Source organism: Streptomyces sp. NPDC046821, from assembly GCF_040645335.1.
In the GTDB taxonomy this organism is placed as follows: Bacteria; Actinomycetota; Actinomycetes; order Streptomycetales; family Streptomycetaceae; genus Streptomyces.
Genome location: NZ_JBEYYB010000010.1, coordinates 58,428 through 80,177, shown reverse-complemented (window position 1 = coordinate 80,177; position 21,750 = coordinate 58,428). Strand labels below are relative to the sequence as shown.

At 70.7% G+C, this 21,750-nt stretch carries 19 protein-coding genes; 9 read left to right on the top strand and 10 right to left on the bottom strand.

Annotated features, from left to right (window positions below; all coding sequences use genetic code 11):
* Positions 1–32 precede the first annotated feature (32 nt).
* Complete coding sequence (locus ABZ893_RS21385; RefSeq protein WP_361406005.1) at positions 33–1,655, top strand: protein kinase; 1,623 nt, start codon at positions 33–35, stop codon at positions 1,653–1,655.
* Between the two features lie 15 nt (positions 1,656–1,670).
* Here ABZ893_RS21385 and ABZ893_RS21380 read toward each other — a convergent pair whose 3' ends face one another.
* On the bottom strand, positions 1,671–2,096 hold the full coding sequence (locus ABZ893_RS21380) for a pyridoxamine 5'-phosphate oxidase family protein (protein WP_361406002.1): 426 nt from the start codon (positions 2,094–2,096) through the stop codon (positions 1,671–1,673).
* Positions 2,097–2,177: 81 nt separating this feature from the next.
* Entirely contained in the window at positions 2,178–2,846 is a 669-nt protein-coding gene (locus ABZ893_RS21375; protein WP_361405999.1) for a response regulator transcription factor, read from the bottom strand.
* Positions 2,847–3,231: 385 nt separating this feature from the next.
* Here ABZ893_RS21375 and pdhA point away from each other — a divergent pair, with 385 nt between their 5' ends.
* The 4 genes from pdhA to ABZ893_RS21355 all read left to right on the top strand — a co-directional run bounded on the left by pdhA (position 3,232) and on the right by ABZ893_RS21355 (position 7,294).
* Entirely contained in the window at positions 3,232–4,410 is a 1,179-nt protein-coding gene (gene pdhA / locus ABZ893_RS21370; protein WP_361405996.1) for a pyruvate dehydrogenase (acetyl-transferring) E1 component subunit alpha, read from the top strand.
* Between the two features lie 2 nt (positions 4,411–4,412).
* Complete coding sequence (locus ABZ893_RS21365; protein ID WP_361405993.1) at positions 4,413–5,393, top strand: alpha-ketoacid dehydrogenase subunit beta; 981 nt, start codon at positions 4,413–4,415, stop codon at positions 5,391–5,393.
* Positions 5,394–5,403: 10 nt separating this feature from the next.
* Complete coding sequence (locus ABZ893_RS21360) at positions 5,404–6,849, top strand: dihydrolipoamide acetyltransferase family protein (protein ID WP_361405989.1); 1,446 nt, start codon at positions 5,404–5,406, stop codon at positions 6,847–6,849.
* 130 nt (positions 6,850–6,979) lie between these two features.
* Positions 6,980–7,294, top strand: coding sequence for a hypothetical protein (locus tag ABZ893_RS21355; protein WP_361405986.1), 315 nt, complete (start codon positions 6,980–6,982; stop codon positions 7,292–7,294).
* Here the strand turns inward: ABZ893_RS21355 and ABZ893_RS21350 are convergent.
* A complete protein-coding gene (locus ABZ893_RS21350) occupies positions 7,284–8,180 on the bottom strand; it encodes a D-alanyl-D-alanine carboxypeptidase (RefSeq protein WP_361406662.1) in 897 nt (298 codons plus the stop codon). The genes ABZ893_RS21355 and ABZ893_RS21350 overlap by 11 nt on opposite strands.
* 251 nt (positions 8,181–8,431) lie before the next feature.
* Here ABZ893_RS21350 and ABZ893_RS21345 point away from each other — a divergent pair, with 251 nt between their 5' ends.
* A complete protein-coding gene (locus ABZ893_RS21345) occupies positions 8,432–9,109 on the top strand; it encodes a GntR family transcriptional regulator (RefSeq protein WP_361405983.1) in 678 nt (225 codons plus the stop codon).
* A complete protein-coding gene (locus ABZ893_RS21340) occupies positions 9,106–10,410 on the top strand; it encodes an MFS transporter (protein WP_361405981.1) in 1,305 nt (434 codons plus the stop codon). Before ABZ893_RS21345 ends, ABZ893_RS21340 begins: the two co-directional genes overlap by 4 nt.
* Before the next feature lie 149 nt (positions 10,411–10,559).
* Here the strand turns inward: ABZ893_RS21340 and ABZ893_RS21335 are convergent, their stop codons facing one another.
* Positions 10,560–11,384: a maleylpyruvate isomerase family mycothiol-dependent enzyme gene (locus ABZ893_RS21335; protein ID WP_361405978.1), complete on the bottom strand. Its 825-nt coding sequence runs from the start codon at positions 11,382–11,384 to the stop codon at positions 10,560–10,562.
* A 177-nt stretch (positions 11,385–11,561) separates the two neighbouring features.
* Between ABZ893_RS21335 and ABZ893_RS21330 the strand changes: the two genes are divergently transcribed.
* Entirely contained in the window at positions 11,562–12,359 is a 798-nt protein-coding gene (locus ABZ893_RS21330) for a carbon-nitrogen family hydrolase (RefSeq protein ID WP_361405975.1), read from the top strand.
* Positions 12,360–12,382: 23 nt separating this feature from the next.
* On the opposite strand, the gene ABZ893_RS21325 is transcribed toward ABZ893_RS21330, so the two are convergent.
* Both ABZ893_RS21325 and ABZ893_RS21320 read right to left on the bottom strand, forming a co-directional pair.
* Entirely contained in the window at positions 12,383–12,877 is a 495-nt protein-coding gene (locus ABZ893_RS21325; RefSeq protein ID WP_361405972.1) for an LURP-one-related family protein, read from the bottom strand.
* 42 nt (positions 12,878–12,919) lie between these two features.
* Positions 12,920–13,795, bottom strand: a complete 876-nt coding sequence (locus ABZ893_RS21320; RefSeq protein WP_361405969.1) for a YhjD/YihY/BrkB family envelope integrity protein — start codon at positions 13,793–13,795, stop codon at positions 12,920–12,922.
* A 126-nt stretch (positions 13,796–13,921) separates the two neighbouring features.
* Between ABZ893_RS21320 and ABZ893_RS21315 the strand changes: the two genes are divergently transcribed.
* The gene (locus tag ABZ893_RS21315; protein ID WP_361405966.1) at positions 13,922–15,697 is read left to right on the top strand and encodes a thioredoxin-like domain-containing protein; all 1,776 of its coding nucleotides are present in this window, start codon (positions 13,922–13,924) and stop codon (positions 15,695–15,697) included.
* Between the two features lie 27 nt (positions 15,698–15,724).
* On the opposite strand, the gene ABZ893_RS21310 is transcribed toward ABZ893_RS21315, so the two are convergent.
* The 4 genes from ABZ893_RS21310 to ABZ893_RS21295 form a co-directional block, all read right to left on the bottom strand.
* The gene (locus tag ABZ893_RS21310; protein ID WP_361405963.1) at positions 15,725–16,462 is read right to left on the bottom strand and encodes a DUF4232 domain-containing protein; all 738 of its coding nucleotides are present in this window, start codon (positions 16,460–16,462) and stop codon (positions 15,725–15,727) included.
* Positions 16,463–16,601: 139 nt separating this feature from the next.
* Entirely contained in the window at positions 16,602–19,616 is a 3,015-nt protein-coding gene (locus ABZ893_RS21305; protein ID WP_361405961.1) for a transcriptional regulator, read from the bottom strand.
* A 127-nt stretch (positions 19,617–19,743) separates the two neighbouring features.
* Positions 19,744–21,063 (bottom strand): M18 family aminopeptidase, encoded by a 1,320-nt coding sequence (locus ABZ893_RS21300; protein ID WP_361405958.1) that lies wholly within the window; start codon positions 21,061–21,063, stop codon positions 19,744–19,746.
* A gap of 61 nt (positions 21,064–21,124) precedes the next feature.
* The gene (locus tag ABZ893_RS21295; RefSeq protein ID WP_361405955.1) at positions 21,125–21,748 is read right to left on the bottom strand and encodes a Uma2 family endonuclease; all 624 of its coding nucleotides are present in this window, start codon (positions 21,746–21,748) and stop codon (positions 21,125–21,127) included.
* Positions 21,749–21,750: the final 2 nt, after the last annotated feature.

The window sequence follows — 21,750 nt, the reverse complement described above, 5'->3', positions numbered from 1 at the left end:
ATCACCGGCCGCGCCGATGGGGGACGTAGAACATGAGCCAGGACGGCGCACAGGGCCGGTACGCGGGGCGTGCCGTCGCCGGCGGTCGCTACCAGCTGCGTGATCTGCTCGGCGAGGGCGGCATGGCCTCCGTCCACCTCGCGTACGACTCGGTGCTCGACCGGCAGGTGGCGATCAAGACCCTGCACACCGAGCTGGGCCGGGAGCAGGCGTTCCGCGAGCGGTTCCGCCGCGAGGCCCAGTCCGTGGCGAAGCTCACGCACACCAACATCGTCTCGGTCTTCGACACCGGCGAGGACGATCTCAACGGGATGACCACCCCGTACATCGTCATGGAGTACGTCGAGGGCCAGCCGCTCGGCTCGGTGCTCGACGCGGACATCGCGCACTACGGCGCCATGCCGACCGACAAGGCCCTGAAGATCACGGCCGATGTGCTGGCGGCGCTCGAGATCAGCCACGAGATGGGCCTGGTCCACCGCGACATCAAGCCGGGCAACGTCATGATGACGAAGCGGAACGTCGTCAAGGTCATGGACTTCGGCATCGCCCGCGCCATGCAGTCGGGTGTCACGTCCATGACGCAGACCGGCATGGTCGTCGGCACCCCGCAGTACCTGTCGCCCGAGCAGGCGCTCGGCCGCGGCGTCGACGCCCGCTCCGACCTGTACTCGGTCGGCATCATGCTCTTCCAACTGGTCACCGGGCGGCTGCCGTTCGAGGCCGACTCGCCGCTGGCGATAGCGTACGCACACGTCCAGGAGGAGCCGGTCGCTCCTTCGTCGATCAACCGGTCGGTGCCCCCGGCCGTGGACGCGCTGGTCGCCCGCGCGCTGAAGAAGAACCCGAACGAGCGCTTCCCGAGCGCGGAGGCGATGCGGGACGAGTGCCTGCGCGTCGCCCAGTCGCTCCAGGCCGCGGCGCCCAGCATCGTGCCGGGCGCGCAGACGTCCAGCGGCGCGGGTGTCGGTTCCGCCGTCTTCCCGCCGGTCGACCAGGCGACGCCCGCGCCGAACGGCCAGGTGCAGACGCCGTACCAGCCGAATCCGTACGGCGCTCCCACGCCGGCCCCGGCCACCCCGGGCTACGGATATCCGCAGCCGGGCTATGCGACCCCGGCGCCCACCTCCCCGTACACGCCGCAGCATCAGACCCCGCTGCGGCCCGCGCCCTACGGTTCCGCGCCGCAGACGACGCCGAGCTCGGCCGTCGGCGGCGGTGGCAAGCGGAACACCGCGGTGATCGTCGGTGCGGCGGTCGTCGCGGTGGTGGCGATCGGTGGCCTGATCACGGCCCTGGTGATGAACGGCGGTGACAACGGCGGCGGCAACAAGCCCAAGAAGAAGCCGGCGGTCGTCGCCGGGCACAAGGGCCCCGACCTGACGAAGACGATCGAGCTGGACAAGTGCAAGGAGCCGTCGACGGGTTACAACGACCCGAACAAGGTCGAGCTCCCCGACTTCACGTACAAGAACATCTCGTCGGTCAAGTCCTGCCTCCAGGCAGCGGGTTGGAAGTTCGACATCCGCAGGGTCGACGAGAACGTCTACGGCCAGGACACGGTCATGAACCAGTACCCGAAGGCGGGCACGGAGATAGACCCGAAGAACCCCGACTCGATCCAGCTCGAGGTCTCCACGGGCAACCCGGCCTGACCCTCCACGCCCCCGTCAGCGAGGCGCGCTGCCCGTCATCTCGTGCACGGTGACCAGCTGCGGGTCGATCCGCAGATACACGGGGGCGTAAGGCTTCCCGTCCACGAGGTGGGGCGCGGGGCCGAAGCGTTCCAGCTCGCCGGCGGTCGGTTCGACGGCCTCGCAGGTGCCGACGAACTGGACGGACCACTGGCCCTCGGCGGGGTCGCCGGCGTTCAGATTGTCGGCGCCGTACGCGACGACGGTGCCGGAACAGGCCTGGTGGTAGCCGTAGCCCTGGTGCATCCGCAGGACGACCCGGCCGTCGACCACGATGTGGCGGGCGGCGGCGAGGAACGGCAGGGCGCGCATACTCGTCGCGATCCTGCCGTAGTCCACGCTGCCGATGAGTTCGATGGCACGCCGTTCTTCGGCCCGTGGTTCTTCCGGTTCGCAGGGCATGACCCCCACTGTGCGCCCCCGGCGAGGCACCGGAACAGAGGCACCCGGCCCCATGTGAAGGGGACATAAGTCCCGAACCGGTTACGGAGCGTGCTGTTTCTCGGCCTGGAGACGCGCGACATAGGCGGCGGCCTGCGAGCGGCGGGCCATGCCCAGCTTCGACAGCAGGCTGGACACGTAATTCTTGATCGTCTTCTCGGCGAGGTGCAGCCGCTCGCCGATGGCGCGGTTGGTGAGGCCCTCGCCGATCAGGTCGAGGATCTTGCGCTCCTGGTCGGTCAGGCTCGCGAGCCGGTCGTCCTCTTTGTTCCGGCCGCCGTCGCGCAGCCGCTCCAGGACGCGGGCGGTGGCGACGGGGTCGAGCAGCGACTTCCCGGCGGCCACGTCCCGCACGGCGCTGAGCAGCTCGTTTCCCCGGATCGCCTTCAGTACGTAGCCGGAGGCGCCGGCCATGATCGCGTCGAAGAGGGCCTCGTCGTCGGCGAACGACGTGAGCATCAGGCACTTGACGGACTCGTCCTGCGAGCGGATCTCGCGGCAGACCTCGACGCCGCTGCCGTCCGGAAGCCGTACGTCCAGGACCGCGACGTCGGGACCGGCGGCCGGAAAACGGGCCAGCGCGTCGGCCGCCGTGCCCGCCTCGCCCACTACTTCGATGTCCTCCTCGGCGGAGAGCATCTCGTGCACTCCTCGGCGTACGACTTCATGGTCATCGAGTAGAAATACGCGGATTTTTCCCTCTTCGTGCACCCGGTCAGTCTCACATACGAACTCTTCCGTCGCCCGAGGTGAGCGGGATAACGTGCCGGTGTTCCGGCTGGCTGCCAGGCTGTCACCCAGAGCTTCGACCGCTGTCTTCACCACGTCTGACCAGCGAGTGTTCCCCACTTGCTCTATTTACTTGGATATCCAAGCAAAATCGCAGGTCAGATGGGGTTTCGCAGATATGTGGAGCACTGGGTAACGTGCATGGTGCAGGGGCTCGCCGGGGCACCTGTCACGCCTGCACCCGGCCGAGTCGCACCCACCCCGTGCGCAGGACGGGCCAGGCGAGCCTCCCCGGGCCCTCACAGGGTTGGGGAGACCCTCAGGCTTTCCCGGCGAACCCGGGGGCCGGACCGACGGAGGAGCACACGTGACCGTGGACAGCACTGCGGCAGCGCGTACGCCGCGCAAGCGCACCGCTGCGAAAAAGTCTGCGAAGAAGTCAGCCGGCGCGGGAGCGCCGGACCTTGTCCAGCTGCTGAGCCCTGAGGGCGTGCGCGTGGAGAACGCCGAGCACGCCGAGTACGCCGCGTTCGTCGAGGACATCACGGCGGAGGAACTGCGCGGCCTGTACCGCGACATGGTCCTCACCCGCCGCTTCGACGCCGAGGCCACTTCGCTGCAGCGCCAGGGCGAGCTGGGCCTGTGGGCCTCGCTGCTCGGCCAGGAGGCCGCGCAGATCGGCTCCGGCCGCGCGACCCGCCACGACGACTACGTCTTCCCCACCTACCGCGAGCACGGCGTCGCCTGGTGCCGCGGCGTCGACCCGACGAACCTGCTCGGCATGTTCCGGGGCGTCAACAACGGTGGCTGGGACCCGAACAGCAACAACTTCCACCTGTACACGATCGTCATCGGCTCCCAGACCCTGCACGCCACCGGCTACGCCATGGGCGTCGCCAAGGACGGCGCGGACTCGGCCGTCGTCGCGTACTTCGGTGACGGCGCCTCCAGCCAGGGCGACGTCGCCGAGTCGTTCACGTTCTCGGCCGTGTACAACGCGCCGGTCGTCTTCTTCTGCCAGAACAACCAGTGGGCGATCTCGGAGCCGACCGAGAAGCAGACCCGCGTGCCGCTCTACCAGCGCGCGCAGGGCTACGGCTTCCCCGGCGTCCGCGTCGACGGCAACGACGTCCTGGCTTGCCTCGCCGTCACCAAGTGGGCCCTGGAGCGGGCCCGCAGGGGCGAGGGGCCGACGCTGGTCGAGGCGTTCACGTACCGCATGGGCGCGCACACCACCTCCGACGACCCGACGAAGTACCGGGCCGACGAGGAGCGTGAGGCGTGGGAGGCGAAGGACCCGATTCTGCGCCTGCGCACCTACCTCGAATCCGAAACTGACACGGATGAGGGATTCTTCGCGGAACTCGAGGCCGAGAGCGAAGCGTTGGGTCTTCGAGTACGTGAAGCGGTGAGGGCGATGCCGGACCCGGACCGGATGGCCATCTTCGAGAACGCGTACGCGGACGGGCACTCGCTCGTCGACGAGGAGCGCGCTCAGTTCGCCGCCTACCAGGCGTCGTTCGCAGATGCCGAAGGGGGCAACTGATCATGGCGGTACAGAAGCTTCCGCTGGCCAAGGCGATCAACGAGTCGTTGCGCAAGGCGCTCGACACCGACCCGAAGGTCCTCGTCATGGGCGAGGACGTGGGCAAGCTCGGCGGTGTCTTCCGTGTCACCGACGGGCTGCAGAAGGACTTCGGTGAGGAGCGGGTCATCGACACCCCGCTCGCCGAGTCCGGCATCGTCGGCACGGCCATCGGCCTCGCCCTGCGCGGGTACCGGCCGGTCGTCGAGATCCAGTTCGACGGTTTCGTCTTCCCCGCCTACGACCAGATCGTCACGCAGCTCGCGAAGATGCACGCCCGCGCGCTCGGCAAGATCAAGCTGCCGGTCGTCGTCCGCATCCCGTACGGCGGCGGCATCGGCGCGGTCGAGCACCACAGCGAGTCGCCCGAGGCGCTGTTCGCGCACGTGGCGGGCCTCAAGGTGGTCTCTCCGTCGAACTCGTCGGACGCGTACTGGATGATGCAGCAGGCCATCCAGAGCGACGACCCGGTGATCTTCTTCGAGCCGAAGCGGCGTTACTGGGACAAGTCCGAGGTCGACACCGAGGCGATCCCCGGACCACTGCACGGCGCGCGCACGCTGCGCGAGGGCACGGACCTCACGCTCGTCGCCTACGGGCCGATGGTGAAGGTCTGCATGGAGGTGGCCGCGGCCGCCGAGGAGGAGGGCAAGTCCCTGGAGGTCCTCGACCTGCGCTCCATGTCGCCCATCGACTTCGACGCGATCCAGCGGTCCGTCGAGAAGACCCGCCGGCTCGTCGTGGTCCACGAGGCCCCGGTCTTCCTCGGTACGGGCGCGGAGATCGCCGCCCGCATCACCGAGCGCTGCTTCTACCACCTGGAAGCGCCCGTGCTGCGGGTCGGCGGCTACCACGTGCCGTACCCGCCGGCGCGTCTCGAGGACGAGTACCTGCCGGGCCTCGACCGGGTGCTCGACGCCGTCGACCGCTCGCTGGCGTACTGAGGAGAGGGCCGTGACGACGATGACTGACGCTGCGCCGGCAGAGTTCAAGATGCCCGACGTGGGCGAGGGGCTCACCGAGGCCGAGATTCTCAAGTGGTACGTCCAGCCCGGTGACACGGTCACCGACGGGCAGGTCGTGTGCGAGGTCGAGACGGCGAAGGCGGCCGTCGAGCTGCCCATCCCGTTCAACGGCGTGGTGCGCGAGCTGAGGTTCCCCGAGGGGACGACCGTGGATGTCGGGCAGGTGATCATCGCGGTGGACGTGGCCGGTGGGGCCGGGTCCGCTGCCGCGGCTGCCCCTGCTCCGGCTGAGGAGGCCGGCGAGGAAGAGGAGCCGCAGGGGCGCCAGCCTGTTCTGGTGGGCTACGGGGTGTCCGAGGCGTCGACGAAGCGGAGGCCTCGAAAGGGTGCCGCGACGGAGGCGGCGGCTGCTGAAGCGGCGGTCACGGAGCCGGCGCCTGCACCCGCTCCCGTGCCGGAAGCCCCCGCTCCCGTGCCGGAAGCCCCCGCTCGCACGAACGGGCACGGCAAGGGCAACGGCCGCCCCCTGGCCAAGCCCCCCGTGCGCAAGCTCGCCAAGGACCTCGGCGTCGACCTCGCCTCGCTCACACCCTCCGGGCCCGACGGTGTCATCACCCGCGAGGACGTGCGCGCGGCCGCCACGCCGGTGTCGCCGGAGCCGGCCGTGACGCGTGAGCCGGAGCCGGTGGCGGCCCCCGCCGCCACACTCGCTCCCGCCCCCGTCCAGGCGGGTGTCCGCGAGACCCGGATCCCGGTCAAGGGCGTCCGCAAGGCGACCGCCGCCGCCATGGTCGGCTCCGCCTTCACCGCGCCGCACGTCACGGAGTTCGTGACGATCGACGTGACGCGCACGATGAAGCTCGTCGAGGAGCTCAAGGCCGACAAGGACATGCAGGGGCTGCGGGTCAATCCGCTGCTGCTCATCGCCAAGGCCCTGCTCGTCGCGATCAAGCGGAACCCCGAGGTGAACGCGGCCTGGGACGAGGCGAACCAGGAGATCGTCCAGAAGCACTACGTGAACCTGGGCATCGCGGCGGCCACACCCCGCGGCCTGATCGTCCCGAACATCAAGGACGCCCACGGGCTGACGCTGCCCGAACTGGCCACCGCCCTCGGCGAGTTGGTCGGCACGGCACGCGAGGGCAAGACGTCCCCGGCGGCCATGCAGGGCGGCACGGTCACGATCACGAACGTGGGCGTCTTCGGCGTCGACACGGGCACGCCGATCCTCAACCCCGGCGAATCGGCGATCCTCGCGGTAGGAGCGATCAAACTCCAGCCCTGGGTCCACAAGGGCAAGGTAAAGCCCCGCCAGGTCACCACCCTGGCCCTCTCCTTCGACCACCGCCTGGTCGACGGAGAACTCGGCTCGAAGGTGCTCGCGGATGTAGCGGCGATCCTTGAACAGCCGAAGCGGCTGATCACTTGGGCGTGAGCAAACGACTGAGGGCTGCCCTCGGCGGGTCCTCAGCAGTCTGACGCGGCGCTAACTCTGCCCCGTCGAGCTTCGGCTCGGCGGGGCAGAGCCGTGAGACGGGCTGACCACACCCGAAGGAGAGCCGGCGATGAGTACCGGTAGCTACACCATGCCCACCTGTCCCCAGACGCGGGAACTTCTGGACGCCGTCGTGGACGAGATGGTCGCGGAGTTCGGGATCGTCCGGGCGGAGGCGGTGGCGCGGGTCAATGTGCAGTGGGACGGCCAGGACCTGTCCGTGGAGGACGACCTCATCCTCCACGAGGACGAGCGGTACTGGGCGTTCACGATCTACTACGGCGGTCACGTCCCGGACTGGAGTCCGGGGGCGGACCGCGCGGCTTGGGTGCCCGTGGCGCCGCCCGCCCCCGACTCACGTTTCTGGACGGTGACTACTTCTTGAAGCCGTAATCCATCAGCTTCTTCGCGTCTGCCGTGCGGTTGGTGACCGAGTCGGACGCGAGGACGGTGCCGATGACCGTCTTGCCGTTGCGGGTGGCGGCGAAGACCAGGCAGTACTTGGCCTCGGGGCCCGAGCCGGTCTTGACGCCGATGGTGCCGGCGTAGCTGCCGAGCAGGTTGTTCGTGTTGGTCCACGACATGTAGCGGTAGCCGCCGCTCTTCGTCGTGACCTTCTGCTTCGTCGACGTCGTCTTCACGACTGTGCGGAACGTCGAGTTCTTCATCGCCGACGACGCGATCTTCGTCAGGTCGCGGGGCGTCGAGTAGTTGCCGCCGCTGCCGATGCCGTCGAACGAGTCGAAGTGCGTGTTCTTCAGGCCCAGCGCGGTGGCCGCCTTGTTCATCTTGCCGATGAAGGACGTCACGCGGGCCGAGCGCGTGGTGCCGGAGCCGTACTTGTCGGCCAGCGCGTACGCGGCGTCGCAGCCCGACGGGAGCATGAGCCCGTACAGGAGCTGGCGGACGGTGACCTTGTCGCCGACGATCAGGTGGGCCGACGACGCGTTCTTCGAGACGATGTAGTCGCTGTACGCCTTCTGGATCGTGACCTTGGCGTCCAGGTTCAGGTTCGTCTGCGCCAGGACGACCTTCGCGGTCATGATCTTGGTCGTGGAACCGGTGGAGCGACGGGTGTCCGCGGCCTTGGAGAACAGGCTCGTACCGGTCCCGTTGTTCATCACGTAGCCGCCCTTGGCGACGATCGTGGGGGTGGGCAGCGTGGCCGCCTGCGCCGCGGGTGCGAAGGCCCCGGTCGCGAGGACGGCGCCCGCGGTCACGGTGGTCACGGCGGCGGTTGCACGACGAATGCCCTTGATTCTGCCCTTGATGCGAATTTTCAAGTCGAACGCTCCAAATGCCCCTGGAATGCGGCCACATGAGGGTGCCGCTCGCTGGTGAGACTCATGAAGGGGGTGAATGGATGTGCGGGGCCGGGAAGAAATTCGGCCCCCTGACGCCGGGCGCGAGCCCCCCGTGACGCCGGGCGCGAGCCCCCGTCGCAACCCCGAGTGACGCAGCTCTCCATCCGAATGCCGGACGGACACCTATCTTGCGTACGTGTTGTATCTATGATGTGCGCATGTCTTCCTCGCCCCCGTCTCCGACCCCCGCCCCCGCCGTCAAGCGGGAACCCGCGGCCGACCGTGTCTACGACCACATCAAGCGCAGCGTGCTCGAACGCCGTTACGAGGGCGGGACGTTGCTCACGGAGGGCGAGCTCGCCGAGGCCGTCGGGGTGTCCCGCACCCCCGTACGCGAGGCGCTGCTCAAGCTCGAGGTCGAGGGGCTGATCAAGCTCTACCCGAAGAAGGGCGCCCTGGTCCTGCCCGTCTCCGCGCAGGAGATCACCGACGTCGTCGAGACCCGCCTCCTCGTCGAGGAGCACTCGGCACGCAAGGCCGTCCCCGCGCCGGCGAGCCTCATCGCCCGCCTGGAAGAGCTGCTCGACCAGCAGCGGACGCAGGCCGCCGCCGGCGACTTCGCCGAGGTGGCGATCACCGACCGCTGCTTCCACGCCGAGATCGTCCGCCACGGCGGCAACGCGATCCTGTCCCGCCTCTACGACCAGCTGCGCGACCGCCAGCTGCGCATGGGCGTCGCCGTGATGCAGGCGCACCCGGACAGGATCGCCAAGAACATCGCGGAGCACGAGGAGATCCTCGAAGCGCTCCGCTCCGGTGACGCCGACGCGGCCGTCGCCGCCGTACACAAGCACGTCAGCTGGGTCTCGAACCTGGCGAGGGGGGACGTCCGATGAGCTCCGCCGGGATGACGGCACTGCCCGGGGACCCGCCCGGCGGCCGCAGAGCCGTCCGGATGTGGTCCATCGGCGTCGCCGTCTACTTCGTCGCCGTCATCTTCCGCACCTCGCTGGGTGTCGCCGGCCTCGACGCCGTCGACCGCTTCCACATCAACGCCTCGGCGCTGTCGACGTTCTCGATCCTCCAGCTCCTCGTCTACGCCGGGATGCAGATACCCGTCGGCCTGATGGTCGACCGGCTCGGCCCCAAGCGCGTCCTGACGATCGGCGTCGTCCTCTTCACCCTCGGCCAGCTGGGCTTCGCGTTCTCGCCCTCGTACGGGACGGCCCTGCTGTCGCGCGCGCTGCTCGGCTGCGGTGACGCGATGACGTTCATCAGCGTGCTGCGGCTCGGCAGCCGCTGGTTCCCCGCCCGGCGCGGGCCGCTCGTCGGACAGCTCGCCGGCCTCGTCGGCATGGCCGGCAACCTCGTGTCGACGCTCGTGATCGCCCGCCTGCTGCACGGTGTGGGCTGGGAGGCCGCGTTCGCGGGCAGCGCGATCGCCGGTGTCGTGGTCCTCGTCGTGATGGTGCTGTTCCTCAAGGACCACCCCGAGGGCTTCGCGCCGGAGCCCGTGCACCACACCGGCGGGGCCTTCGTGCGCCGCCAGATCCAGACGGCCTGGCGCGAGCCGGGTACGCGGCTCGGCCTGTGGGTGCACTTCACGACGCAGTTCCCCGCGATGGTGTTCCTGCTGCTCTGGGGCCTGCCGTTCCTCGTCGAGGCACAGGGCCTGTCCCGCGGCACGGCGGGCGAGCTGCTCACCCTCGTCGTGGTCTCCAACATGATGATCGGCCTCGTCTACGGGCAGATCGTGGCCCGGCACCACGCGGCCCGGCTGCCGCTGGCGCTCGGCACGATCGGTGCGACGGCGGTGATGTGGGCGGCGACGATCGCCTACCCCGGCGACCACGCGCCGATGTGGCTGCTCATCGTCCTGTGCACGGTGCTCGGCGCGTGCGGCCCGGCGTCGATGATCGGGTTCGACTTCGCGCGTCCGGCGAACCCGCCGGAGCGGCAGGGCACGGCGTCGGGGATCGTCAACATGGGCGGTTTCGTGGCGTCGATGACGACGCTGTTCGCGATCGGCGTCCTGCTGGACGCGACCGGCGACAACTACCGCGTGGCGTTCTCCGCGGTGTTCGTGCTCGAAGCGCTCGGCATGAGCCAGATCCTGCGCCTGCGCGGCCGCGCGGTGCGCCGGGAGCGCGAGCGGCTGGTGGCCAGCCGGGTGGAGACGGTGCACGTTCCGGTCTGATACGGGGTGCACATTCCGGCCTGGGAAAGACCGGTAGGGCGGGGCGGGGCCGAGGCCCCGCCCTTCGTCTTACGGTGACGGTCTTACGGTGACGCAGCCCGTCGTCTTACGTACTACGTCTTACGGCGTGACGCCCACCGCCGTACGTCCTACGGCGTGACCGCCATCGCGTTCAGGATCGCCGCCGCCAGCTCCGGGTCGCCCTCGATCTTGAGCCGGTCCTGCGCGCCCTCCGGGCTGATCCGCCCGCAGGCCAGACGGACGAACGTCTCCCAGTCGAGCGAGAGCGTCACGGCCGGGCCGAGAGAGGGCGCGCCGTCGATCGTTCCGCGCCCCTCGGCGTCCACGCGGACCGTGCGCAGGAACTCGATCGGACCGTGCACATCGATGACGATCGCCGAGTTCGGCGGCGCCGCCGCGTCCTTCGCGACGACCTTCGGCAGCACCGCGAGCAGCATGTCGCGCGTGACGTGTGCGCCGGGGGAGTCCAGGTTGCCGGGCTTGTTCAGCGCTTGGCGCAGGTCCTGCTCGTGCACCCAGATGTCGAACGCGCGCCTGCGCATGGAGTATTCGAGGGTCTCCTCGACGCCGCGCGGGCCGCGCACGATCGTGTCGGGCTCACGGCTCTCGTTGCGGAGCTGCCGGTTGCGGCGGATGATCGTGTACTCGAGCTCGGAGACCATCTCCGGCGAGGTGTGGTGACGGCGTACGTCGACCTGGACCTCGTGGTAGCGCTGCGCGTCGGTCTTCACGTGGTACAGGTCGCGGGGCAGCGTGTGGATGGGCCGGGGGTCACCCAGCATCTCGCAGTCCACGCCGATGACATGGGAGACGATGTCCCGCACCGACCAGCCGGGGCAGGGGGTGGCCCGGTTCCACTCGCCCTCCACCAGGGGCGTCACCAGCTCGGATATCGCTTCGACGGAATGGGTCCAGGCATCGGCGTAGGACTGAAGACTGGGGTGGAGACTCACGGAACGGGACCCCTCGGGCGGTTGTGGCGCGGGCAATGGGTGTCTGAGAACGCGTCTGCGGGGTCCGGGGGGAACCCCCGGAAATGCACAGTACGCTGCTGACAGGCACCCCGGCAGTGCTTTCGTATGACGATCGTAGGCCTGTGTTGAAGGCTCGAATGCCAGGACGGTGGTAGTGTGCGCGCCTCGCTCATCCAGATCCGTGTAGATGATGACGAATCGGTCAATTCCCGTCGGCTGCGCGCCGCTTCGATGGTGAGAGATCAGGCCGGGTCCGCCGATCTGGTGGTCCTCCCCGAGCTGTGGACCACGGGCGCCTTCGCCTACGAGTCCTTCGCGGACGAGGCGGAACCCCTGGAGGGGCCCACGTTCGAGACGATGGCGAAGGCCGCGAGCGACGCGGGCGTCTGGCTGCACGCCGGCTCCATCCCCGAGCGAGACCCTGACGGACCGCTCTACAACACCGCCCTCGTCTTCTCGCCCGACGGCGAACTCGCCGCCGCCTACCGCAAGATCCACCGCTTCGGCTTCGACAAGGGCGAGGCCGTGCTGATGAGCGCGGGCGGCGAGCTGGTCACCGTACGCCTCCCGGAGACCGTCCTCGGCGTCACCACCTGCTACGACCTGCGTTTCCCCGAGCTGTACCGGGGACTCGTGGACCGGGGCGCCGAGACGCTCGTCATCTCGGCGGGCTGGCCCGAGCGGCGCCTCGCCCACTGGAGGCTGCTGGCCCAGGCGCGCGCCGTCGAGAACCAGACGTACGTACTGGCCTGCGGCACCGCGGGTACGCACGCGCGGATGCCGCAGGCCGGGCACAGCATGGTCGTGGACCCGTGGGGCGAGGTGATCGCGGAGGCGGGCGCCGACGAGGAGGTCCTCACCGTCGAGTTCGACGCGGGGCGGGTCGCCACGACGCGCGACCAGTTCCCGGCCCTGAAGGACCGCATCCTGGGCCTGGACCGCCCGCACCGCTGACGCCCCCCCGCACCACCTGAACCTCAGTCGTCCCTCCCCTCCTTCTCCGCCAGATGGATCACACAGACCGCGACGGCGATGAGCAGCGCGGAGTCCGCGTCTTCGCGGATCACGTCGACGCCGTACGTGTCCCGCACCCGCAGCCAGCGGCGCGAGATGACCGCGAGCAGTTCGTCGTCGTACTCGACGACGAACTCGCGGTCGAGGATCTTGCCGCTGACGTCGAGCTCGGTGCCGTCGACCAGTTCGACCCGGTAGTGGTTGCGCAGCAGCGAGAGGCGCTTGCGCTTGATCTTGGCGAGCGCCTGGCCGTCGCGCTCGATGACCATCGTGTCGCGCAGGGCGAACATCTTCTGGTGGATGTCGATGAGGACCTGCCCGTCACGCGCCTTCAGCTGGAAGGTGTCGCGCAGGCGCATCGCCTTGCCGTCGACGAGAAAGGCCTTGTGGCCCCGCTCGTCCTCGATCCAGTAGTCCTCGCCCACACCGAGCAGCCGCTCGCGAACCTCGTATCTCATACGTCGTAGGGTGCCCGAAGCGCGCGCTTCGACTCTCCCCGGTCACCCGGGCGGCGGTGTCCCGAGCCTTCGTGCGAGCCGTTCCTCGTGGGCGAGGACGTACCCGGCGGCGATCCCCACGCAGACGACCGTGAACAGCACGATGAGCCACGACAGCAGCGTGAAGACGACGCCGAGCGGGCCGAACGCGGCCAGTGAGCGGTCGAGCGTGCGCGGCATGTAGAAGCGCGACGCCCACGCGAGGGCGACCACGCCGATGCCCGTGAGCAGCGCGCCCGGCAGCAGCGGCAGCCACGGCACCCGGCTGCCGAGGAGCAGATGCTGCGTCCACCACCACAGCAGCGTGCTCGCCGCGAACGACAGCGGAAGCCCCAGCCATCCGCCCGCCCCGAACCCGTCCCGCAGCAGCCCCTGCACCACGAGCGCGGCCAGCCACACGAGCAGCCACACCACCCACCGCCACGCGACGATCCGCAGACCGGCGGGCGGCAGGTGCCAGGACCGCTCGCACACACGTTGCAGCGCCCGGCTGAACGCGGTCGCCGACAGCAGCGTGACGAAGACGCCGACGGTCCCCGAGGCCTCGCGCGCGGCCTGGTCCGTCGTGCCGGTGACGTTCTTGAGCTGGTCGACCGCCGCCCCGGACAGGCCCAGTACGTACGTGGCCGAGGAGACCAGCTCGTCGCGGACGAACGACGGGGCGAACGCGGCGAAGGCGAAGAGCAGCGGGATGGCCGTGAGGAACCCCTGCGCGGCGAGCCGGGTCGAGGAGTCGAGGAGGCTCACGTCCACCATCTGGCGAGTCATCCGGGCGGCGAACGGCAGCCACTCCCGCAGGTCGGCGCCCCGCGCGGCACCCCATCGCCGTACCGCGCGCAACCCGCCGGCGAGGCCGCCGCGTGAACTCTCACCCCTCATAAAAGCCAGCGTCGGGCACCCTCCGTCCCCGGACACTCCTACGGTCGGCGGGCTGGGCCGTACGGCGGAACGGGAGCGGAACGGGCAGCGGAATATGGACACGCGCAGATGTGGTTGGCTTGAACCATGGCAAAGCGTGCACGTGTCCGAGCGCCCGAACTCATCGGCAAGGGCGGCTGGATCAACACCGGCGGTAAGGAACTCAGCCTGGCGGCTCTCCGCGGGCGGATCGTAATCGTTGATTTCTGGACATTCTGTTGCGTGAACTGCCTGCACGTCCTCGACGAGCTGCGTGAGCTGGAGGAGAAGCACCGCGACACCGTCGTGATCATCGGCGTGCACTCGCCGAAGTTCGTGCACGAGGCCGAGCACTCCGCCGTCGTCGACGCCGTCGAGCGCTACAACGTCGAGCACCCCGTCCTCGACGACCCCGAGCTCGCCACCTGGAAGCAGTACGCCGTCCGGGCCTGGCCCACGCTCGCGGTGATCGACCCCGAGGGGTACGTCGTCGCGCAGCACGCCGGCGAGGGGCACGCGCACGCCATCGAGCGGCTGGTCGAGCAGCTGGAGGCCGAGCACGAGGCGAAGGGCACGCTGCGCCGCGGCGACGGCCCGTACGTGGCGCCCGAGCCGGTCGCGACCGACCTGCGCTTCCCCGGCAAGGCGCTCCTGCTGCCGTCCGGGAACCTGCTCGTCTCCGACACCACCCGGCACCAGCTCGTCGAGATGGCCGCCGACGGCGAGACCGTCGTCCGGCGCATCGGCGGCGCCGGGGACTTCAACGAACCGCAGGGTCTTGCCCTGCTCGACGACTCGACGGTCGTCGTGGCCGACACCGTGCACCACTCGCTGAAGGCGGTCGACCTCGCGAGCGGGGAGATCACGACGCTCGCGGGCACCGGCCGCCAGTGGTGGCAGGGCGCGCCGACCAGCGGTCCCGCCCTTGAGGTCGCCCTGTCGTCGCCGTGGGACGTCGCCGTCTTCGGCGGCAAGGTGTGGATCGCCATGGCGGGCGTCCACCAGCTGTGGGCGTACGACCCGACGACGAAGACCGTCGAGGTCGCGGCCGGTACGACGAACGAGGGTCTGGTCGACGGGCCGGGCGCCGAGGCGTGGTTCGCGCAGCCGTCCGGCCTCGCGGCCGGCGACGACCGGCTGTGGGTGGCCGACTCCGAGACGTCCGCGCTGCGGTACGTGGACCTGGACGGCGTCGTGCACACGGCGGTCGGCACCGGCCTGTTCGACTTCGGTCACCGGGACGGCGCCGCAGGTCAAGCGCTGTTCCAGCACCCGCTGGGCGTCACCGCCCTGCCGGACGGCTCGGTCGCCGTCTCGGACACGTACAACCATGCGCTGCGCCGCTTCGACCCGGCGAGCGGTGAGGTCACCACGCTCGCCACGGATCTGCGGGAGCCGAGCGACGCCGTCCTTGTCGGCGGCGACATCGTCGTCGTCGAGTCGGCGCGCCACCGCCTGACGCGACTGCGCCTCCCCGAGGAGGCCGTGCGCGTCGAGTCCGTGGCCCACCGCACGCAGCGCGCCGCCACCGAGGTGGCGGGCGGCAAGCTCCGGCTCGACGTCATCTTCCAGGCGCCGGCCGGCCAGAAGCTCGACACCCGGTACGGGCCCTCGACCCGGCTTCTCGTCTCCTCCACGCCGCCCGAGCTGCTGCTCGCCGGCGACGGTGCGGGGTCGGACCTCTCGCGTGAGCTGGTCCTCGACCCGAAGGTGCAGGAGGGCGTCCTGCACGTGTCGGCGATGGCCGCGTCCTGCGACGACGACCCCGCCAACGAGTACCCGGCCTGCCACGTCCACCAGCAGGACTGGGGCGTGCCGGTCCGGATCACCGAGGGCGGCGCGGACCGGCTCCCGCTGGTGCTCGCCGGGATGGACGAGGCGTAAAGCCCCTCAAGTCCCTTGAGGGAAGGGTCAGTTGGCGTACGGGCGCTGGGTGTTCCAGGAGTACACCTCGATGCCGTCGTCGATGTTGGGGTCGTACTCGACCTCGCCGGGCGTGGCCAGCTTGACGGTCACGGAGTCGTCGGGGTTGTTCATGAGCAGGCTCAGGCGGATCGACTTGAAGTAGTCGTCCGAGGCCTTGACGTCCTGGACGACGGCGATCGCGGAGTAGACCTTGCCGCCGGGCTGGACGAGCAGCGGCTGCGCGGGCTGCTCGTTGTCCTTGGCGACAGGGATGTCGCCGTTGGCGGCGCCAGGGGTGATGACCGGGAACTTCTGCACGGTGCAGGCCGTGGCGGAGCGGTTCTCGGCGGTGATCAGCAGGTGGTCGCCCTGCTGCTCGGGGTTCTCGCGCTTGAGGGTGTAGTCGAGGTAGCCGGTCTTGCACTCGGGGGCCTTCGCCGCCGTCCCGCCGGTCCCGCCGGTCGAGCCCTTGTCGGTGCTCTGCTTCGCGCCGGACGTGGTGGAGCCCGTACCGCCGGAGGTCGACGAACCGGAGGCCGACGAACCGGAGGTCGAGCCGCCCGTGGAGCCGCTGTCGGAACCCTTGTCCGAGCCGGCCGTCGCGGTGGACGTGTTGCCGGAGGACGCGGCGCCCTCGTCCTTGGTGCCCGAGCCGCCGTCGTTGCAGGCGGTGAGGGTCAGGCTCAGGGCCGCGAGCGCCGCGACGGCGAGGGCGGTACGGGAACGATTGCGGTGGGCGGTCATGGTGGGGCTCCCCCGGGTAGGTACGGACCGTGGTCGTGGTCCGTGAATGCGATCTGCTGAACGGTCTTCGAAGAGACCGGCACCGTTTCGGTGCTGAGTTCAGCTTCGGGGGTGCCTCTGTCGATCGGCTTGCGCGGCGCTAACGATCCGCTGGCAAGGACTCGAGAGCCTTCCGCACGGCTGCCGCGCCCTCCTCGAACCCCTCCGAATCGGCCGTGAGCAGCGCCTGTCCGAGCAGGTCAGCGGCCTCGCTGGGCCGTCCCAGCGCGGCCAGCGCCTCACCGCCCGAGGTCAGCAGCAGCACGCGCCGGGCGGCCTCGTCCGGCGACGTCAGATCGAGCGCCCGTACGGCGTGCGACAGGGCCGCTTCATGGGCGCCCGTGTCGAGGCAGTGCCGGGCCAGATGGTGCAGCGCCAGCGCCTCCGTCGGCGGATGCTGCACCTGTACGGCGAGGGTGACGGCGCGGGACAGGAGCAGCCCGGCGCGCTCGAGCTCGCCGGTGCCGTTGAGCGCCACCGCGAGGTTCACGCAGGCGATGGCCTCGCTGGTCACGTCGCCGGCGCGGGCCGCGAGTCCGGGGGCCAGTTCGAGGTGGACCAGGGCCTCGTCGTCCCGGCCCTCCTCGTGGAGGACCCAGCCGAGCAGGGCACGGGCCCGCGACTGCGCGTCCGGGTCATCCTCGTGCTCGGCGGAGACGAGGCACTGTTCGAGCAGCGGGACCCAGCCGTCGCCGACCTTCAGCAGGATCACCGGCCACAGCAGGAGCGCGATCCGCCAGGCCCGGTCGTGGCGTCCGGCGGCGGCAGCGGCGGCGACCGCGCCTTCCAGGCCCGGCCGCTCGGACTCGTACCAGGCGAGCGCGGCGGCGCGGTCGGGGAACTCCCGTACGGCGTGCGGGGGCCGGATGTCCGCGGGCAGGGCGCAGCAGGGCTTGCTCTCGGGGTGGGCGGCGGCGGCCGCGTCGAGGGCGGTGCGCAGGTAGTGGTCGAGGAGGCGGCCGAGCGGTTCGGCGCCGGGCTCGGGCGCGAGCGTGCGGGCGTAGAGGCGGACCAGGTCGTGCGGGGTGCGGCGGCCGCCGGCCGACTCGGCGACGAGGTGGGCCGCGGCGAGCCGGGACAGGGCGGCGTCGGCCTCGTCGGGCGTCGTGCCGGTGAGCGCGGCGGCGGTGTGCCGGTCCAGGTCGGAACCGGGGTGCAGGCCGATCAGGCCGAACAGTTCGGCGGCGGGTTCGGGCAGGTGCCGCACGGTGAGACGCAGCGCGGCGGACACGCCGGTGTCCTCGATGTCGAGCAGGCTCAACCGGCGCTGCTCGTCGGCGAGTTCGGCGGCCATCGCGTCCAGGGTGCCGTCGGGGCGCTCGGCGAGGCGGGCCGCAGTGACGCGCAGGGCGAGCGGCAGCCCGTCGCACAGCCCGGCGAGCCGTTCGACGGCCTCGGGCTCGGCGGCCACCCGGTCCTCGCCGAGCACGGCGGCGAGAAGCCCGGCCGCGTCGCCGGGCGGCAGGGGGTGCAGGGGTACGGGGACGGCGGCGTCGGAGGCGATGAGTCCGCCGAGCCGGTCGCGGCTGGTGATCAGGGTGGCGCAGTGGTCGCCGCCGGGGAGCAGGGGGCGGACCTGCGCGGAGGTGCGGGCGTTGTCGAGGACGACGAGGAGGCGACGCCCTGCGGCGAGGGTGCGGTAGAGGGCGCCCATCGCGGCGGTGGTCTCGGGGATGCTCCGGGTCTGTACGCCGAGCGCGAGCAGGAACTCCCGTAGGACGGCGGGGGTTTCGGGCGCGGGTGTGTCACTGAAACCGCGCAGGTCGGCGAAGAGGACTCCGTCCGGGAACAGGTCCTGACGGGCGTGCCGCCGGTGCGCCCAGTGCACGGCGAGGGCGGTCTTGCCGACCCCGGCGGGCCCTGCGAGCAGGCACACGGGGGCGTCGTCACCGGTCAACACACGGTCGAGAGCGCGGAGTTCGGCGTCCCGCCCGCTGAAACCGCGCGGGAGCCGGGGCAGAAGATTGGGCGGGGGGAGGTGCGGCGACGGGGTGAGACCGCCGCTGGGGGGCGCGGGGAGTTCGGCTTCGTCGGGGCTGGGGACGGTATCCCTTACGGGTACGGGTACGGGTACGCCTACGGGTTCGGCCTCCGCACCTGACGCGGAATCAGCCGCCGACTCGGCCCCGGCACCGGGCTGCTCAGCCGGTACGGGCGCAGCCACAGGCGCCGCCACCGGCACCGCATCCACAACAGGCACCGGCGCCGCAGTGGCCACAGAACCAGCCACCGGCACAGCACCAGCCACCGGCACAGCACCCGGCCCCGCCACAGCACCCGCCACAGCACCCGGCACCGGCCCCCCACCAGCCGCCGTCCGCCCAGCCGCCGTCCGCCCACTCCCCGCGAACGCCGCCTGCGGAGGCGCCTGCGTCGAAGGCGTCCCCAGAATCGTCCGGTACGCCGCCGCGAGCACCGGCCCCGGATCGACGCCCAGCTCGTCGGCGAGGAGCCGGCGCGTGCGGTGGTAGTGGTCGAGCGCGTCGGACTGCCGGCCCGAGCGTCCGAGGGCCAGCACGAGCGCGGCGGCCAGCGACTCGCGCAGCGGATGCGCCACCGCCTCAGGACGCAGCACGGCGGCCGCCCGCACATGCTCGCCGAGCTGCCCGTACGCCTCGGCGAGCCCCTCGACGGAGGCGATCCGCAGCTCTTCGAGGGCGAGCGCGGCGGCTTCCAGGGGCGCGCTGCGCACCGTGCCGGTGAGGGCGGGGCCCTGCCACAGCGAGAGCGCCTCGCGCAGCATCTGGACGGTGTCGGCGGGCCGGTGCTGGAGCCGGGCGAGGGCGACCAGCTCCTCGAACCGGTGGGCGTCGAGCAAGGTTTCCGGCAGCTGGAGCGAGTACGCCGAGCCCTGTGTGGTCAGCCGGACCCCGTACATCTCGGCGTCGTGCGCGGCGAGGAGGGCGCGCAGCCGGGAGACGTGGCTCTGCACGACGGTCTTGGCGTGGAGCGGAGGCTCGTCCTCCCACAGCGCGGCGATCAGCTGCTCGACGCGGACCACGTTGTTGGGGCGCAGGAGCAGCATCGCGAGAAGGCCGGAGCGCTTGGCGGGGCCGAGCGGCAGGTCGCCGGTCTCCGTGGCGACCGCGACGGCGCCGAGAATCCTGAACTCCACGCCCGGTGCCCTCCCTCGGCCCCCGACCTCCGTGATCGCGCCCGTCCAGGGGCGATTTTACGGGGCCGGGGGGAGCGGCAGGTCAGCGGTCCAGGATGTGGCCGATACCTGTCACCGGCCGTGGAACTCAGCCCTCCAGGAAGGCGGCGAGGGCGTTCGCGAGCATGACCGGGTCGTCGGCGGAGCACAGCTCGCGGACGCTGTGCATGGAGAGGATCGCGACGCCGATGTCGACGGTCTTGATGCCGTGCCGGGCGGCCGTGATCGGGCCGATCGTGGTGCCGCAGGGCATGGAGTTGTTGGAGACGAACGACTGGAACGGCACGCCGGCCTTCTCGCACGCGGCGGCGAACACCGCGCGGCCCGAACCGTCGGTGGCGTAGCGGTTGTTGACGTTCACCTTGAGGATGGGGCCGCCGCCGGCGCGCGGGTGGTGGGTCGGGTCGTGGCGCTCGGCGTAGTTCGGGTGCACGGCGTGCCCGGTGTCGGACGACAGGCACACGGTCCCGGCGAAGGCACGGGCCTTGTCCTCGTACGAGCCGCCACGCGCGAACACGGACCGCTCCAGGACGGTGCCGAGCAGCGGGCCGTCGGCGCCGGTGTCGGACTGGGAGCCGTTCTCCTCGTGGTCGAAGGCGGCGAGGACCGGGATGTACGGGAGGTCGGGCGTGGCGGAGACGGCGGCGAGCGCGGCGGTCGCGGCGTGCACGGAGAGCAGGTTGTCCATGCGGGGCCCGGCGACGAGTTCCTTGTCGCGGCCGAGGTAGGACGGCGCTTCGACGGAGTGCGTCATCAGGTCCCAGCCGGTGACGGAGCCCTCGTCGAGGCCGTACTCGTCCTCCAGGAACCGGATCAGGTCGCCCTCGTGGACGTCGTTGCCGAGGCCCCAGATGGGCTGCATGTGCTTCTGCTTGTCGAGCTTGAGGCCGTCGCTGTGGACCGAGCGGTCCATGTGGATGGCGAGCTGCGGTACGCGCAGCAGGGCGCGGTCGACGTTCACAAGCCGGGACGAGCCGTCCCGCAGGGTGAGCCGGCCGGCGAGGCCGAGGTCCCGGTCGAGCCAGGAGTTGAGCAGCGGCCCGCCGTAGATCTCGACGGCGATCTGCCGCCAGCCCTGGGACCCCATGTCGGGCAGCGGCTTGACCCGCAGGTTCGGCGAGTCGGTGTGCGCGCCGACGATCCGGTACGGGGTGTGCGGGGCGGCGCCCTCGGGGACGTACCAGGCGACGATCGCGCCGCCGCGGATCACGTACTTGCCGCCCGTCGTCCCGTCCCACGCGTCGGTCTCCGGGACCTGGCGGAATCCGGCCTTCTCAAGCCGTGCGGCGGCGTTCGCCACGGCGTGGTACGGCGAGGGACTGGCCGAGAGGAAGGACATCAGGTCGTCGGTGAGCCCACGGTCGAACCGGGCACCGGCGTCGGGGGAGGAAGAGGGGAGGACGCTCATGCGGGCCAGAGTAACTAGCACTCCCCACCCCACCCGCCGCCCGGAACCGGGCGAGCCCCGGTCAAAGGCGGTCGATCTCGGTGAGGTCGATGTCCATGTCGTAGGGGACCGAGACCTTCAGTTTGTCGTGGTGGACGCCGGTGGGCGTGTAGGCGCCGGTGTGCGGGTCGAGCTCGTAGGTGTGGACCGCGGGCCGGTTGTTCTCGTCCATCGTGACGAGCCAGTAGTGCCGGATCCCGGCTGCCGCGTACTTGCGGGGCTTGGTGTCCTGGTCGCGGTCCTCGGAGTCGGGGGAGACGACCTCGACGGCGAGGACGACGTCGCGGGCGTCGTAGCGGGTCTGCACCGGGTCGGCGTCGGCCTCGGCGGCTACGACGACGAGATCCGGTTCGGGTACCTGCTTCGGACCCAGGACGACGGCCATCTCACGTCGCACTCGGAGGTGTTCGGGGACGGTGCGGCGCATGGTGTAGGCCAGTAGATCAATCGCCAGCGAGTGGAACTTGCGCTGCGGACTCACGAAAACCAGGCTCCCGTCGATCAGCTCTGTGTGCGGCGGGAGGTCGAGGGCGAAGAAGTCGTCCGTCGTATAGCCGTCCTGAGGCGGCATCGGCCATGCAGAGCCATCGGGCTGCAGACTGTGGAGTCCGGCGGGCTGGAGCTCGGCGGTCATGGTTCCTCCCATGG